Source organism: Mariniblastus fucicola, from assembly GCF_008087665.1.
Classification (GTDB): domain Bacteria; phylum Planctomycetota; class Planctomycetia; order Pirellulales; family Pirellulaceae; genus Mariniblastus; species Mariniblastus fucicola.
Genome location: NZ_CP042912.1, coordinates 3,835,603 through 3,851,260, shown reverse-complemented (window position 1 = coordinate 3,851,260; position 15,658 = coordinate 3,835,603). Strand labels below are relative to the sequence as shown.

Sequence of the window (15,658 nt, the reverse complement as noted above, 5' to 3'; positions counted from 1 at the left end):
TCGGCGCGCCCCGAAACGCAAAGACGCGTCTGACCAGATTGGGGCCGACGCGTGCGATGCAGTTCCAGGTTATAGTTTCGGTGAAACGTGTCGTTAAGAAAGCTTCTTGACTTTCCAGATCTCATCCGCGTATTGCTGAATCGTGCGATCACTGGAGAACCAACCGCTGTTGGCGACGTTAATAATGCTCATGCGACTCCACAGATCCTGATTCTGATAGGCCGTGCCGACTTCGCGTTGTACGTCGATATAGCTGCGGAAGTCAGCCATTGTTACCCACTGATCCTGAGGATTGCGAAGTCCAGTCGTTAGAATGTCGAACAAGCCCGGTTCATTCTGATTGAACATTCCGCCTTCGAGCATCTCCATCACGCGTCGAATTTCTTCGTCAGCGGCGATGATTTCGTTGGGACGATAGTTCTTTCTGGTTTCGACCACTTCGGGAGCGTTGAGTCCGAACAGGAAGAAGTTTTCTGCACCTGCTTTTTCCCGGATCTCGATGTTCGCTCCGTCGAGAGTTCCAACAGTCAACGCTCCGTTCATCATGAACTTCATGTTGCCAGTCCCGGATGCTTCTTTACCCGCGGTTGAGATTTGCTCCGACAGGTCGGTACCCGGACAGATGACTTCCATCGCTGAAACGCGATAGTTCGGGAAGAACACCATTCGCAGCAGATCCCGCGTTTCAGGATCCGAATTCACAACCGACGCCACGTTGTTGATCAACTTGACGATCAGTTTGGCGAGGTGATAGCCGGGAGCCGCTTTTCCGCCGATCAGCACGCAGCGTGGAACCATCCCGCTCGTGTCGCCGCGTTTGATGCGATCGTAAAGGTGAATGCAGTGCAGCGTATTGAGCAACTGTCGTTTGTATTCGTGGATACGTTTCACCTGAACATCGAACAGAAACGAAGGATCAAACTCCACGCCTGTGTTCTGGCGAACATAGTTTGTCAGTGCTTTTTTGTTGTCCTGTTTAACGTTCGTCCAGCGAACCCGGAACTCGGCATCATCACAGTGTTCTTCAACTTGTTTGATCTTCGAAAGATCCTTCTGCCACCCGTCGCCAATCGTTTCGTTCAACAACTCCCGCAATCCGGGATTGCAGTGAGCCAGCCAGCGTCGTTGCGTGACTCCGTTGGTTTTGTTGTTGAACCGCTCGGGCCAAATGTTGTGAAAATCAGAGAACAATCCGGCTTTGAGCAGGTCGGTGTGCAACTGCGCCACGCCATTGACTGAATAGCTACCCACGATCGAAAGGTAAGCCATGCGAATGTGCGGATCGTGGCCTTCTTCGATCAACGAAACGCGATGCAGCAGATCCTTGTCGCCAGGAAATTTCTCAGCGACCATCTGCAGAAACCGACGGTTGATTTCGTAAATGATTTCCAACAATCGAGGCAACAGATTGCCATACAGTCGGACCGACCAACGTTCCAGTGCTTCTGGCAGCAACGTGTGATTCGTGTAGGCCATACACTGCGTCGTGATTTCCCAGGCCTGATCCCACGATTGGCCGTGTTCATCCATCAACAGTCGCATCAATTCCGGGACGGCGCAAGCTGGATGCGTATCGTTTAGTTGAAAACAATTCTTCTCCCCGAATTTGGAAAAGTCCTTGCCGTGCTTCCAGGTCCAGGTTGCCAACACATCCTGCAAGCTGGACGAAACCAGAAAGTATTGCTGCTTCAACCGCAACTCTTTTCCGTTCTCGCTCGAGTCGTTCGGATACAGCACCATCGTGATTTGCTCGGCGCTGTTCTTGGCCGCCACGGCTTCCGAATAGCTGCCCGCATTGAACTCGTCCAGATCGAATTCCGACGTCGCGGTCGCTTTCCAAAGCCTTAGCGTATTAACCGTGCCATTTTTGTAACCCGGGATCGGCATGTCGTAGGGAATTGCCAAAACGTCTTGCGTGTTGATCCACTCGACGCCTGTTTGGCCATCGTCACGAATCACTTGTGACGTTTGACCGTAGAAACGAATGCGTCGTTCGTCTTCGGGGCGTTCCATTTCCCACGGATTTCCGTCGCGCAACCAATGATCGGGGTCTTCAACCTGACGACCGTTTTCAATGTGCTGATGGAACATGCCGTATTCGTATCGGATACCGTAGCCGACAACGGGTAGTTCCAGATTCGCACAGCTATCAAGGAAGCAGGCTGCCAGGCGACCGAGTCCGCCGTTCCCCAAGCCTGCGTCGTGCTCGCTTTCGGCAAGCTCTTCAAGCCCGATGCCATACTGATGGGCCGCCTTTTGAGCGTTCTCGTTCAAGTCCAGGTTGTGGATCGCATTACACAGCGACCGACCGATCAAGAATTCCAACGACAGATAATAGACGCGACGATTATCGGACTCGTCCATCTTCGATTTGGTCTGAGACCAGTGCTCGACCAGTCGGTCCCGAACGGCGATCGCCAATGCCCGATAGAGATAGTTCGAGTCGATATTCTCGTTGAGACAACCAAGCGTATAATTCAGATGGCGTAGGACTTCTCGGTCCAGTGGGGACAGGGCGACATTCACGGAGTTATTCTCTCTGGAAAGTTGTTTCTCAAGCACGGTCATAAGGTCTGTCCGTTTGTTTCGACATTGTGTTTACAATCGCTCCATGAAGAGACAAAAGGTGGGGCAACAACGGTCGGAAACAGGAAAGCAAATGCGGCTGTTCAACCTGAAGGTAGGCTGAAACTCCAAAGTTGTCTAACCCGTATCCCCGTAAACTTTGCGCAGCCTGATTAGTCTCCGTTAGCCGCATTGTGGGGCGTTGCGATCGCCTCAAAATGCACAGCGTTGCCCTTAGGACGCTGTCACCCTAATGTCCAGTAACTAGATCGATTCGGGCTTGATTGCCAAACCTGAATCGGCAGCTTTGAAAATTGCTTCCATAATCAAGAGATCCTGCAACCCGGTTTCTCCAGGAACTCGCAGTTCGGTGCCATTGGAAATGCACTCAGCAAAATGATCTAGTTCGGCGGCGAAATGATCCACTTGCTCGAACTCGATCGGGCCTTTGGAAGACTTGCCTTTGATCCCGCTATAGTTGAAAGCCGGGTCGAGCCCAAAGTTTCCGTTGTCACAGTACGCGTGAAAGTTGTTGATGCCGTTGAAGGCATAAGTTGTCATCAGACTGCAGTTTACGTCTCCCATTTTCATGGTCCACGAAAGCGTTTCTTCGACCTCGGCAAATTTGACCGGATCGGTTTTCGTTTGCGTGGCGGTAATCAATTCCGGTTCAAGTCCTGTCAGATAGCGGCAAGCCTGAAGTGCGTAGATGCCGACGTCCATCAACGGCCCTCCGCCCGCAAGTTTCTTGTTCAGTCGCCACTGCGTCGGATCGCCAATCTTGAAACCAAAACCTCCGGTGATCCCTTTGATGTCGCCAAACGTTTTGGATTCAGCCAGCTCAATGCACCTACGATGATGCGGCTCGAACTGACAGCGGTACCCGATTCCCAATAGCCGTTCGGCTTTTTCGCAGGCGTCGATCATCTGCCGGCATTCAACCGAAGAGATCGCCATCGGCTTTTCGCAGAACACGTGCTTGCCAGCTTTGGCCGCGCGAACCGTGTACTCGCAATGCATGCCGTTGGGAAGAACGACGTAGATGATGTCGACGGTTTCGTCTTCCGCGATTTTGTCAAACGTTTCGTAAGTGTAGATGTGTTCAGGAGCCAGGTCGTACTGCTTCGACCACTTCTCACGTTTCGCTGCCGTGCCGGAGACGATGGCTGCCAACTTACAGCGTTTCGTTTTCTGCAGCGCCGGGGCAATCTGGTTGGTCGACAGCGAGCCCAATCCAACCATCGCCACGCCCAACTTTTCATCGTCCGGCAGTGTGGGTTGGCTGCCAAAGAGCTCGGGTGATCCAAACATCCCGCCAGCAACGGCAGCCGTCGAAAGCGCGGCGGTTTTTTGAAGAAACGAACGGCGGTTTTTTTCGATGGGATTCATTGGCGATCCTGTCTGGCGTGTGCGTTGGTCAACGAGGTTATTCTAACAGGGTTTTGAAGCGGAGGTTAACAGTCGTCTCGCTGGATTCGTTTTGCGGCTACAATTCTTCCATGTCTACACCAGCTTCAGAATCAAGTTCCAGTTTACCGGTTGTATCCTGCGAAGGCTGCGGCGTTTGCTGTTTCCACATGGGCTATCCAGCCTTTGTGTTGCCTCAAGATCCAATGACCGAAGAAGAAATCGATGCCGATCCTGTGCTCTCAAAGTTACCGAAGGGCTCCCGCCGTCGCAAAGATCTGATTGCCGGCAATCCGGGCGAATCCTGGTGGCACGAGTTGCCCAAAGAGTTAAAGGTTCCGCTGGTCGAGCACATGAAAAACTACGTTCGACCAAAGTATGACGGGACGCTTGAGTCGTTTGACGGTCCCTGTATCTGGCTGGACCAGGAAACGCGACTGTGTAAGCACCATTTGCATCGACCGAACGTTTGCCGCGACTTTGAAACTGGCTGCGGCGAATGTTTGCAATGGCGGGAGGTCTATTCAGGCCAAATCAAAGAGTAGAACTTGCGTGGCACCCGGACTTCGTTCGAAACAGGCGAACTCGATGCGTGAAGCGGATGCCGCCACAGAGTACTCAATGGTGGTTGGAGAGTCTGTTTCGGCATCCGCCAAATTCTGCTGTCTCGAAAGTCTACGCGACTGCCGTAAGCTGATTCGGTTACGCGGTCTCAACGAACGCACCTGTGAACTGGAGTGGTTCGCAATTTCAGGTGCAACGCCTGTTATGCCTCCTCCGCGGCTTTCTTTTTCGGCTTTTGAGTCGTCGTTTTTTTCTTGGTCGTTTTCTTTTTCGCAGCCTTCTTCGTTTTCGCTTTGGCTTTTTTCTTCGTTGCTTTCTTCTTTACCGGAGCATCTTCACTCTCGCCGTCGGCAGCCTTTTTGGCTTTCTTCTTTTTCGGCGGGGCAAACTCAAATCCAAGTTTTCCGGTTTCGCGATTAAGCGTCAGATGAGCTGCAAATTTTCGGCCTTTCTTCGACAGGAAGCCTGGCATCAGGTCGGTTTTTCCTTCCAGGAACAGTTTCATGCCTTGCTCTGTCGGAATCTCTTTTTTGAGGATTGTTTTGCTGATTCGGACGCCGCGTTCGTTCTTTTTCTTGGCCATGTCCGGTGCCAAAAACGCGCGATCATTCTCGTAAACTTTCACCAATTCGGTCGATCCGTCGAGAATCGGACACTCGCAAATAATTTGCTCGTCGGTCAGTTTTTCGATCTCGCTCTCGCGTTCTTCGTCGCCTTCGAAAACGAAATTGAGCTTCCAGACCTTCTTCGGTTTCTCCAAAACCAGTTCGGCAGAAAACGGCTGGCCAAAGCGGTTCTTGAAGTCTTCGATCGGTCCAACCTTGCCCTCATTGAGTAACGTCTTGGCTTCTGCTTCGGTAAGCTCGTGACTGGCAATGTGCTTCTTGATCTTGAAAATGCATTCAGGATCCTTGCACTTGAAAAGACCGTCCGTTTGATGGTGTTCCATCTTTCCGCATTCCGGACACTTCGCATGCAGATCCGGGAACTTGCGGTTAACGATTTCTTCGGTGAACGACTTTGTTTGGTCAACGATCGTGTTGGTGACCTGACGAATTTCGTTCATGAACGTTTCGCGATCAAGCCTGCCCTGCTCCATCTCCTTGAGCTTGTGCTCCCACTCGCCAGTCATCTCGGGCGACGCCAGAACTTCGATGTCCATCTGTTTAAGCAGCTCGAACAACGCCAGCGATTTATTGCTGGCGACCAGTTCGCTTTTACGGATCTCGTTACGGAACAAATACTTTTGACGGATCAGGTTTTCGATGATCGCCGCACGTGTGGCGGGAGTTCCGAGTCCGCGTTCGCTCATGGCGTCACGAAGTTCGTCGTCTTCAACGCGTTTTCCTGCTGACTCCATCGCCGAAAGCAACGTGGCATCGGTGTATCTCGCTGGAGGCCGTGTTTCCTTTTCGGTGACTTCAACTTCGGCCGTCTGAGCAGTTTCGCCGTCTTCGGCGATGACCAGTTCGTCGGCTTCGGCAGCAACCCCGGCCTTGCGACCGTAAACTTCCAGGTAGCCGGGGACGATCAGAACTTTACCGTCTGTTTTAAACGAGTCTTCGCCAACACGGGTGATTCGTTTGGTGATTTCGTATTCGGCGTGCGGATAGAAAATCGCGAGGAAGCGTCGCATCACCAGGTTGTAGATCTTGGCAGCACCTTCATCGAGCGATGCCGGTGGCATTTTGCCAGTCGGGATGATCGCGAAGTGATCCGTGACTTTTGCCGAGTTAAAGATTCGTTTCGTCGGACTTACGCGATCGTTGGACAGGATCCATTTCGCACAGTTTTGAATCGTGCTGTCGATCGGCGCGTTGGCTTTCCCGCTTCCAAGTTTGGCAATCGTTTCCTTGACCGTTTCGATGTAATCCTCTGGCAGATACTTCGAATCGGTACGCGGATAGGTCAGGATTTTGTAGCGGTCGTAGCAGGCCTGAGCCAATTGCAAAGTTCTGCGAGCAGGAAAGCCGTGTTTCGAGTTTCCTTCGCGTTGCAACGATGTCAAATCGTACAGCAATGGCGGGGCTGATTTCGAAGGCTTTTTTGATTCCTCAACGATACCCTCTTTGCCAAGACATCTCGCTTTGATCGCTTCTGCGTCGGCAAGGTCCCACAGTCGTTCGGCTTTTTTGTGCTCGTCATTCTCATCCTTCTTGAATCCTTCACGGAACCAGCGTCCGCGATATTGGCCAGCTTTGACGTCGAAATCACTGTGGACTTCCCAGTATGTCCGCGGAACGAAACTGCGGATTTCAAGTTCGCGCTCAGCGATGATCGAAAGCGTCGGAGTCTGCACGCGACCTGCAGTCGTTACATTAAATCCGCCGTTGCGCGAGTTGAACGCGGTCAGGGCGCGGGTGCCGTTGAGTCCGATCAGCCAATCGCTCTCCGAGCGGCACATTGCGGCGTCGGCAAGATTGGACATTTCATCGTCGCTGCGGAGATTCGCCCAAGCGTCTTTGATGGAATCGTCGGTCATCGACTGCATCCACATTCGCTTGACCGTGAAATCTTTCTTCAGGTCAGCAAGCTTCAGAACGTACCGAAAAATTAGCTCACCTTCACGCCCGGCATCGCAAGCGTTGACGACGGTGTCGACGTCCTTCTTTTTCATCAACCGCACCAGTAGCTTGTATCGCGATTCGCTACGTTCGATCGGTTGCAGTTCGAATTCGCTTGGCAACACCGGAAGGTGCTTCATGCCCCAGGGCAATTTTTTGCCTTCTGGAGTCAGCGGCATTTTCAGCTCAACGAGGTGGCCGATCGCGGAGGAGATGTAGGCTTTGTCGTTCTCGAAGTAATCTTTCTTTTTCTCGAACTTGCCGAACTCCGGCATTTTGCCAAGGACCCGCGCCAAATCAGTCGCAACGCTTGGTTTCTCGGCAATGATCAGTATTTTCGACATCGTTTCTCCGTGCCCCGGTGTCTTTCCTGTACGGGCAATTGAGGTGCCCTATTAATAATGCGTATGGCTAAAAGTCATCTCTCAGGGAGGACACGATTAATTGCCAGGTGGGGATGCTGTCAACCCCTGGAAAATAATTCCTGCATGCCGAACGTGCGAATTCGTTGGTATTGTTGACTTTTCTCGGTCAAAAACTTGCTGGTCGTTGCATTCCTGTCGAGAAAGACATGAAAAACTCGAAAACTTGATGAACTGCAATGATTTTTGGGCCGAGCCATTGAAAAAACGTCGAATATTGGCTATTATCCGCCGCTTCCGACGGAAGAACGAGCGTTAAGCTCACGGCCAAAGTTTGGCCCATCTAACCATTTAAACTCAACAATACGCTGGAAAAATGGCTGTTCCAAAGCGCAAACATTCAAACTCACGTACCGGCAAGCGTCGCTCCCATCACCAGGTGAAGGCAAAGAATCTGACGGTCTGTCCCAAGTGCAGTACTCGATTGCCAACGCACGTCATGTGCCCGACTTGTGGATTTTACATGGGTCGCGTCGTTGATAACAAGAACGACGAAGCAGCGACTGCATAGTAACACGTTGCTACAGAATGCGATTAGAATGAGCGAGGGCCCACCGGTCTCTCGCTTTTTTCGTTGGAAGACTGGTGAATTCAGCCAAGATCATCAGAAATGGGTCGAATCCCGTTTCGATGAAACACTCTTTGGACGATCATCCTGAAATGGGAACGGATCAAGAGCAGCTTGTCGCATCGATCGAAGACAATCCGATTGCGCGATCGCTCGACTCGCGAACGACTTTTATTCCGCTGCGGCATCATGATTTGGTGCTCGATCTCATCGAGAGATATCAAATCCGCGGCCAACATGGCGTTCTGTTTACGGCGATGTGCGCCCGACTGCAGCGGATCTTTCATGCGGAACATCTCACGCAATTGTTGCAGCTGGAAGAAATCTACGGTCCGCTCGATCCCGATTCGCAAGCCGTTGAACTTACCAATCGAGACGGGAAGATTCGCAATGAACTGACCGAAAAACTGTTCGATCGTGTTTCCGGTTTGCTGTTCAGCGCTCATTACGTACGCCTGGAGCGGAAAGATCTGGAGCGAGCAGTCGAAGTTGCCTCTCAGTGGGGCGTGCGTTTGGAAGTTAACTTTGATCTGTACGCACGGCTGGAAATTTTCGCTCGAGGTTACCACGTCGTAGAAGTCCAGCGTCGGCGATGGCGAAACTTCTTTCGTGCAGAAACGATTGAGCTGCCTGAGTTTGAGCGGCTGATTATGGCGTTTCGCCTTAAACCCGAATCGGTGGCTCCAAAACCGGGTGAACCTCTTGATGCGACCGACAAACCGAATCGGCGAAAGGTGCTGACAGAAAGGATTTCACGTTTGTTGGCAGGCAATGATGCCGATGCGATGGACGCGGACCACGTTTACCTGAAGACTTTCAAGAACATTCCTGAAACGGATCTTGAAATGTTGCTGCCCGGTAGCAAGGTCCGGCTTTCGATGCTGGATCGTGGCAAAATTTTGTTGCCGACAGCGATGGCGCTGTACAAGATATCCCGGACAGCTGCTGTGTTTCTCGCCGTTCTGGCAGTTGCTTCGTACGACAACGTCCTCGCCGTGCTGCTTGTGCTTGGAGCAATCGGTGGATACGTGATCAAGTCGGTGTTGAGCTATTTCAGGACCAAGCAGAAATATCAATTCGGGCTGACGAAAAGTCTCTACCTGAAAAACCTCGGCAACAATTCAGGAGTGCTGTATCGGATTCTTAATGAGGCCGAAGAGCAGGAACTTTTAGAGGCGATTCTTGGCTACGCAATTCTGTGGCAGACGCAGCGGCAAAGTGAATCCACAGGCCAGCCGTTTAAAGGGATGACCAGCGACGAGATGGATGCCGAAGTTGAAGCCTATCTTGCGGACTTGACGAGCGTTGATATCGACTTTGAAATCTTCGATTCACTCGGAAAACTTGCGAGGCTCGGGCTGGCTAATGTTGATTCGTCAGGTCGTTGGACCGCGATTCCAATCGACCAGGCGGAGAAGTGCCTCGACGATAGTTGGTCGCGATTGTTTCAGGTTCGTGGGATGCGTGTCGAGTTCGACAGCTCCAAGGGGGACGGACTGTTCACGAGTTGAGCATCAAGCCATGTTGCTGTGGGGGAAATGCCTTGGCTCGCAACCATGCAAACCCACGCTGTCAGCCTATGCCACCTTGAGCGAACCCAAGTTACAATGCCGCTTTGCAAAACAGGCGGCCGAACTCTGAATCATAAAATGACCAACCAACGCTATCCCACCACACGTATGCGACGCGTCCGACAGTCCGATTGGTCTCGCCGGCTTGTTGCAGAGAACTCGCTGTCCGTCGACGATCTGATCTGGCCAGTTTTCGTCACCGAAGGCACTGGCCAATCGGTAGACGTTGCTTCGATGCCCGGCGTCCAGCGCCACTCGGTGGATCGACTTGTTGAGCAAGTCAAACAGGCTGCCGATCTGGGCATTCCAGCAATTGCGATCTTTCCAGAAACTGATCCGTCGTTGAAGACGGACGATGCTGCGGAGGCATGGAATCCGGACAATCTCGTTTGCCGAACCGTTGCCGCGATCAAGGCCGCTGTTCCGTCGGTCGGAATCATTTGCGACGTCGCGCTCGATCCCTATACCTCGCACGGCCAAGACGGACTGGTGCGAGACGGCAAAGTCGTCAACGACGAATCCGTTGCAGCACTTTGTGACCAGGCGGTTGTCCAGGCGAAAGCCGGTTGCGACATCATCGCTCCATCGGACATGATGGATGGTCGCATCGGTGAGATCCGTATGGCCCTGGACCAGGAAGGGTGTGAGGACGTAATGGTTATGTCCTATGCGGCCAAGTATGCGTCAGCGTTCTATGGCCCCTTCCGCGACGCGATCGGATCGAAGTCCAATCTTTCCACCGGCAATGTTGATGGAGGCGGAAAAAAGACCTACCAGATGAATCCAGCCAACACGGACGTTGCCATGCGTGAAGTCGCGTTGGACCTTGATGAAGGTGCCGATATGGTGATGGTCAAACCCGGCATGCCGTATCTGGATATTGTGCGGCGGGTCAAAGAACAGTTTGCTGTTCCGACCTTCGCGTATCAGGTCAGCGGAGAGTACGCGATGCTCAACGCCGCGGCGATCAATGGCTGGCTGGATCGCGAAGCCGTCATGATGGAGAGCCTTGTCGGATTCAAGCGTGCCGGGTGCGACGGCATTTTGACTTACTTTGCAATCGATGCGGCGAAGTCGCTGGCTCAATGAATTCGCTTTGCCGTCAAAGGTCACAATCAATCGATTGGTTCAGGTTTCACTGAATCGCTACGAAGCTTTTGCAAACCCGACGGGTTTCGCGGCCCCCAATTCATAAAGCGGTTGGTATCCCTCGTCGGTGTAGCCCAACGTACTGCCGTCGAGACGCTGCATTGATTGGTGCGAGATAAAGCACTGTAACTTCTCACAGCGATGCAATGCCGTTCCGTTCTCACCGGCTTGCCAAACAGCAATCCATTGACCGTGATTCGTTTTCAGCCGTGCAAACAGCTCAGCCGGAATCGCGAACGAGCCAATCCCGTTTTCGTCAAAGCTCGCTCTCGTTCGAAACGTATCCACGCAATCCGCTTCGCCGCCACGCGCGACCGCTACCAGAATTTCCGGGGTTCGCGACGGGCTTTCGAAACGAAAGATTGGGGCCTCTGCCATGCGAGCAACGTGCTCTGGTGAGATGATTTTCAGATCTGATTCGCAACTTCCGGCGAAAAACTCCGGCTGTTCCTGCATCACCTTGGCCACAAACGGCAGGTTGTCTCGGGGAGCCATAGGCTCGTTGATGCGACATTCGGTACACAGCGACGGCAGGTCTCTGCAGTACATTGCCCGACGCAAATCTTTGGCTTCGGTGCCGTTCCAGATCTCCTCAAAATTTTGCTGATTCAGGTTGCCGAGCGAAAGCTGTCCTTGCGTCGCGTAACAGCAAGGTGCAACGTTTCCGTCGGCCTCAATGCGGATCTTGTTCATCACGTTGCGGCAGAAGCCCGGAAAGTGCAGTCGCATGCGCCAGTCGAAATGGTTCTCTTCTTTTCTACGTGGATCGAGTGGCGTCGGATTCTCGCGATAGTCAAAGATCTCCATCTGGCCAACATTCCACAGCATTCGGATTTTGGATTCCTTGCACGCCGCAATGCAGTCCTGCTTGACCCACTCCAGAAACTCGTCTGAAAAATGAGCCAGCGGATCGTGAAAGTTACTGTCGCTGTTAATGTCGATCATTTGCATCAGATTGACATCGTCGTAACCCATCTCTGCAAAATACCTCAGCGTGTCGGGCATGAATGGCAGGTTCTCCATCATCAAAACCACATTGACCGTGCACTCCAGATTCGCTTCGCGACATCGCTGGGCGGTTTCCGCGAAGTTCTTGAATACCTTTCCCGAGTTCGAACGCAATCGAATCTTTTCAAAGATTTCCGGAACGTGCGTGTCAATCGAAAGACACAGTGTCTGCGTGATGTCCTTCAGTTCGTTGAATTTTTCTTCGTCAAGGAATTGAACATTGGTCGTGATTTTCAGCTGAACGCCGTACTTCCGGGCCAGATCTCTTGTTTCTTCCCAGGTAAGGATCAACGGTTCACTACCGTCGTAGGGCTGGATCAGCGACAGGTGAGGCCCCAGTTGGTCAGCAACTTTGGCGACCAGCTCTTCGGTCAGCTTTTGTGTTTTTGGATTGTTTCCATTCCAGCACATGACACATGACATGTTGCAAAAGTTGCTGAACTGGATGTGCGCCTCGTGAGGCCGCGACGCAAACTCGTAGCGATTTTCGTTAAGTTCAATTTCGAGGATTTCCCGATTTAGTTTCTCGACGTCACGTTTCTGTTCAGTCGTGAATAGCGGCAGTTCGATACGGCTGGTTGTTTTTGAGTCGTGCATAATCGCTCTGACAAAGTCAGTTTCCATTAGTGATTTGTGTCGAACTGAATTCCAAATTCCTCGAACAGCAGCCGATTGGGCCGTTCGTAAAACTCTTGCAATCGCGGCAACAGCCTTTGCACGGCTTCGTCGTCCGCATCGTAGATGCCTTTGTGCGGTTTCGTTAGCTCCAGCGGTTCGGGGCGATCAAGCCCAAGGAAATCGCAGGCTTTGGTGATCGTTGCATTCTGGTTTGAGCTGAACTCTTCAAGCGTCAACAACAGGATTCGATTCGGGTCGAACTTGCGAAACCATTTTCTCAAGTAGTGCACGTAGAGCCCGAACACCAGAGACGTATTGAACGACAGGTTGCCTGCTCCGACCTGATAGGCGATCGTTTCCAACTCGGCATCTGATTTTCCGGAGAGCTCTTCAAAAACATTCTCGCTAAAGAACTTCTCAATCGGCCGCTTGATCGCGCCGTGACGCAGACCGTGGTAGTACTGTGAGATCGCGCGTGTTGCCGGATCACGCATCAGGCAAATCAGTTTTGCGTCGGGCAACGTATGTTGAATTTGCTCGTGGATATCTAACGTGTAATAGTTCGGCGTGGCTTCGCCCGTGATCCCCGATTGCCCCTCGGGAAGCCGCGGGAAATGCGCGAAGTACCAGTCTTTGGAAGCCTCCAAGTTGCCGAAAAAGCGAGCCTCTTTTCGTACCGATTCGTACACGTGAGGGTGTTGGCAAAGCGTGTGATAGAAGCCCGTGGTCCCGCTTTTCATCGTTCCGATGATGAGGAAGCTAGGCTTGATCGGTTTGCCTTCGGTGAGTTTCTGACCCTTCCATTCAAACTCGTCACGGGCTTTCCCAAGATGGATCGCCGATTGCTCATAGTTGCCGTTGTGCTTGTAGATGTCCGAGATCGCAAAATTGATTCGTATCGCGTAGTGCCCGGGAAGCTCGGCAACGCGTTTGAAATTTTCAACGCGATCCAGCAGCAAACTTTTTTCCCGATCGCTTCGCAGCGAACATATCATCGACAGCACGTTCGGATAGTTTCCGGTTTCCAAACACTGCGAAACGTGTTCGATGTTTCTGTCGACATCGCCCAGAATTCGATACAGTCTCGCCAGTCGAAAGTGTGCCTCTGAAGGATCGTGTTCCGGTGGATGGTCGTTGTTTTCGACGTGCAAATGCAAAAGTTCGATAGCCAACTGCAAGTCGCCGATTCGTTCGAGCTTTCGGCTCCAGCGAAAAACCGTGGCTTCGTCCATGTTCGAGATTCCACCTCGACGCAGCCATTCCACGGCAGCCTCGAATTCACCAAGCCGAAACAAAAAGTTGGCGGCCTCCGATTTGAGTTTGCTGCAACCAGCAAAGACTTCGGCGGAATGATCCAGAAACTGCAGAGCTTCGTCTCGATTGCCTTTGTCGATCAACCATTTGGCTTTGTCGATCGCGCGACCGTTTCCCTTCAGCTTCAGCAGCCAGTTTCCGATTCGGTTTCGCGACGTGGAGGTTGTAGCAGACATCAGGAACCCAACCTTTGAGCTTTGTCCGCGCCCAGGTTGACCAACGCGTGATGCCCTTCATCGTCATAGCCCAGCTTGCTGCCCTCGAGTCGCGGAATTGACTCGTGGCGAATCACGCAAGGCATCCTGTCGACGCGAATGATCGAATTTCCATCGTCCGATTGCTGCCACGCCGCCCACCAATAACCAACATTGGTGCGAAGCTGCGCCCATGCTTTTTTCGGGAACACAAAACGGGCAACACCGTCCCTGATTTTCGCTCGAACTTTCACCGTCACGACGTGGCCTGTCTCTCCGCCAGCAGCCAACGCCACAATCAGTTTGCGGGATTTATACGGAGTCTCCAACTGCATCAACGGGGCCTGTTCCAGTCGGATCGCGTGATCTGGCCCGGTCGCATTCATCGAAACGTCGCGAACGACCGCCTTGCGGAAGAAGCGTTTCCACTTCGGATCCGTTTCAACGTGTTCGACAAATGGCATGTTGGGCCTCGGATCGGGGACCGTGCGGACGTTGCAGTTCACGCACAGGCTCGGCACGTCTCCGGTGTACATGCCTCGTCGCAAATCCTGAGCCTGGACGCCGTTCCAGACTTCATAGTAGAAGTTTTCGTCGCCCAGGTTGCCAAGCTTCAGTTGATCCTCTGTCGCGTAGCAGCACGGGGTCACGTTTCCGTCGACTTCGATCCGCACCCTGTTGTAGGCCTGTCGACAGAAGCCAGGATGCATGTATCGCATCCGCCAACTCCAGTGATCGTTCATCACTTTACGCTGATTCGTGGGCACGCCGTCTTCGCGGAAATCAAACGTCTGCGTGTAACCAACGTTCCACATCAAACGCATCTTTCGATCACGACAAACCTGAATCGTTTGCTCCTTGACGTGGTTCACGTACTCCGGCGAGCAATGTGCCAGCGCGTCGTAGTAATGGCTTTGGTGATTCACGTCCATCATCTGAATCACATTCACCGATTCGATGCCAAGATCGTTGAACCAGGCGGCTGAATCAGCGATGAAAGCCGCGTTGTAGGTCATCAACACGATATTCACGGTGCATTCGAGACCATGCTCTTTGGCCAGTTTGATCGCGGGTCCGATGTTTCGGAACACATCGTCCGTCTTGGCCCGCAGTCGAATTTTCTCGTAGACGTATGGGATGTGAGAGTCGATCGAAAGGTACAGCGTTTCGGTGAACTCTTTCAGTTCGTGGAACCGCGCCTCGGTTAGAAACTGGGCGTTCGTCGTCATCAACAGCAGCACTCCATACTGTTTGGCGATCCGTAGCGTTTCTTTCCAGGTGAGTGCGAGAGGTTCGCTGCCGCTGTACGGTTCGATAACTGAGAGTTCAGGTCCGAGTTCGGTGGCCAGTTTCTCGACCAGTTCCGGAGTCAGTTTTTTCGTTCGCGGATTGGCTCCGTTCCAGCACATGATGCACGACATGTTGCAAAAGTTGCTGAACTGCACGTGGGCCAGATACGGTCGCGGCGTGAGCGAGAGTTTCTTTTCCCAGAGTTCGCTCTCCAGAACGACCTTGTTCCTTTTCTCGATCGCGTGCTTCTGCTCCATCGAAATGTCGATAGGAATGGAGTCAGCGAAATTGGCAGGAGGATCGCCGGGCGGTTTCGACTGAACCGGTGCAGGCGACGGCGGTTTTTGCTGCGGCGAGCCGATCTGTACTAGCGGAACGACCGGGGAAGTCTGCGAAGCTACATTGTCCATAGGGTCTCGATTCC

The 15,658-nt window shown here is 52.6% G+C and carries 10 protein-coding genes; 4 read left to right on the top strand and 6 right to left on the bottom strand.

Annotation, left to right across the window (positions count from 1 at the left end; translation table 11 throughout):
* Positions 1–93 precede the first annotated feature (93 nt).
* Both MFFC18_RS14105 and MFFC18_RS14100 read right to left on the bottom strand, forming a co-directional pair.
* On the bottom strand, positions 94–2,526 hold the full coding sequence (locus MFFC18_RS14105; RefSeq protein WP_238381327.1) for a glycogen/starch/alpha-glucan phosphorylase: 2,433 nt from the start codon (positions 2,524–2,526) through the stop codon (positions 94–96).
* Between the two features lie 303 nt (positions 2,527–2,829).
* A complete protein-coding gene (locus tag MFFC18_RS14100; protein WP_075085958.1) occupies positions 2,830–3,954 on the bottom strand; it encodes a Gfo/Idh/MocA family protein in 1,125 nt (374 codons plus the stop codon).
* Between the two features lie 188 nt (positions 3,955–4,142).
* On the opposite strand from MFFC18_RS14100, the gene MFFC18_RS14095 reads away from it, so the two are divergent.
* On the top strand, positions 4,143–4,517 hold the full coding sequence (locus MFFC18_RS14095) for a YkgJ family cysteine cluster protein (protein ID WP_075085959.1): 375 nt from the start codon (positions 4,143–4,145) through the stop codon (positions 4,515–4,517).
* A gap of 221 nt (positions 4,518–4,738) precedes the next feature.
* Here MFFC18_RS14095 and MFFC18_RS14090 read toward each other — a convergent pair whose 3' ends face one another.
* Complete coding sequence (locus MFFC18_RS14090) at positions 4,739–7,444, bottom strand: DNA topoisomerase III (protein WP_075085960.1); 2,706 nt, start codon at positions 7,442–7,444, stop codon at positions 4,739–4,741.
* A gap of 394 nt (positions 7,445–7,838) precedes the next feature.
* On the opposite strand from MFFC18_RS14090, the gene rpmF reads away from it, so the two are divergent.
* The 3 genes from rpmF to hemB all read left to right on the top strand — a co-directional run bounded on the left by rpmF (position 7,839) and on the right by hemB (position 10,750).
* Complete coding sequence (gene rpmF, locus MFFC18_RS14085; RefSeq protein ID WP_075085961.1) at positions 7,839–8,033, top strand: 50S ribosomal protein L32; 195 nt, start codon at positions 7,839–7,841, stop codon at positions 8,031–8,033.
* 119 nt (positions 8,034–8,152) lie between these two features.
* Positions 8,153–9,601 carry a DUF3754 domain-containing protein gene (locus MFFC18_RS14080; protein WP_168211096.1) on the top strand — a complete coding sequence of 483 codons (1,449 nt, stop codon included), beginning with the start codon at positions 8,153–8,155 and terminating at the stop codon, positions 9,599–9,601.
* Positions 9,602–9,739: 138 nt separating this feature from the next.
* Entirely contained in the window at positions 9,740–10,750 is a 1,011-nt protein-coding gene (hemB, locus tag MFFC18_RS14075; RefSeq protein ID WP_075085963.1) for a porphobilinogen synthase, read from the top strand.
* A 57-nt stretch (positions 10,751–10,807) separates the two neighbouring features.
* On the opposite strand, the gene MFFC18_RS14070 is transcribed toward hemB, so the two are convergent.
* Genes MFFC18_RS14070 through MFFC18_RS14060 form a run of 3 tightly spaced genes read right to left on the bottom strand, consistent with a single transcriptional unit; the run spans position 10,808 to position 15,644 of the window.
* Positions 10,808–12,442, bottom strand: coding sequence for a radical SAM protein (locus tag MFFC18_RS14070; RefSeq protein ID WP_075085964.1), 1,635 nt, complete (start codon positions 12,440–12,442; stop codon positions 10,808–10,810).
* Positions 12,442–13,926, bottom strand: coding sequence for a tetratricopeptide repeat-containing sulfotransferase family protein (locus MFFC18_RS14065; RefSeq protein ID WP_075085965.1), 1,485 nt, complete (start codon positions 13,924–13,926; stop codon positions 12,442–12,444). The genes MFFC18_RS14070 and MFFC18_RS14065 overlap by 1 nt, the downstream gene beginning before the upstream one ends.
* The gene (locus tag MFFC18_RS14060; RefSeq protein ID WP_075085966.1) at positions 13,926–15,644 is read right to left on the bottom strand and encodes a radical SAM protein; all 1,719 of its coding nucleotides are present in this window, start codon (positions 15,642–15,644) and stop codon (positions 13,926–13,928) included. Before MFFC18_RS14060 ends, MFFC18_RS14065 begins: the two co-directional genes overlap by 1 nt.
* Between the last annotated feature and the right edge of the window lie 14 nt (positions 15,645–15,658).

Excerpts from the sequence above, each read along its gene's own strand:
- MFFC18_RS14100 (WP_075085958.1), bottom strand. The coding sequence starts at position 3,954 with ATGAATCCCATCGAAAAAAACCGCCGTTCGTTTCTTCAAAAAACCGCC.
- MFFC18_RS14095 (WP_075085959.1), top strand. The coding sequence starts at position 4,143 with ATGGGCTATCCAGCCTTTGTGTTGCCTCAAGATCCAATGACCGAAGAA.
- MFFC18_RS14090 (WP_075085960.1), bottom strand. The coding sequence starts at position 7,444 with ATGTCGAAAATACTGATCATTGCCGAGAAACCAAGCGTTGCGACTGAT.
- rpmF (WP_075085961.1), top strand. The coding sequence starts at position 7,839 with ATGGCTGTTCCAAAGCGCAAACATTCAAACTCACGTACCGGCAAGCGT.
- MFFC18_RS14080 (WP_168211096.1), top strand. The coding sequence starts at position 8,153 with ATGAAACACTCTTTGGACGATCATCCTGAAATGGGAACGGATCAAGAG.
- hemB (WP_075085963.1), top strand. The coding sequence starts at position 9,740 with ATGACCAACCAACGCTATCCCACCACACGTATGCGACGCGTCCGACAG.
- MFFC18_RS14070 (WP_075085964.1), bottom strand. The coding sequence starts at position 12,442 with ATGGAAACTGACTTTGTCAGAGCGATTATGCACGACTCAAAAACAACC.
- MFFC18_RS14065 (WP_075085965.1), bottom strand. The coding sequence starts at position 13,926 with ATGTCTGCTACAACCTCCACGTCGCGAAACCGAATCGGAAACTGGCTG.
- MFFC18_RS14060 (WP_075085966.1), bottom strand. The coding sequence starts at position 15,644 with ATGGACAATGTAGCTTCGCAGACTTCCCCGGTCGTTCCGCTAGTACAG.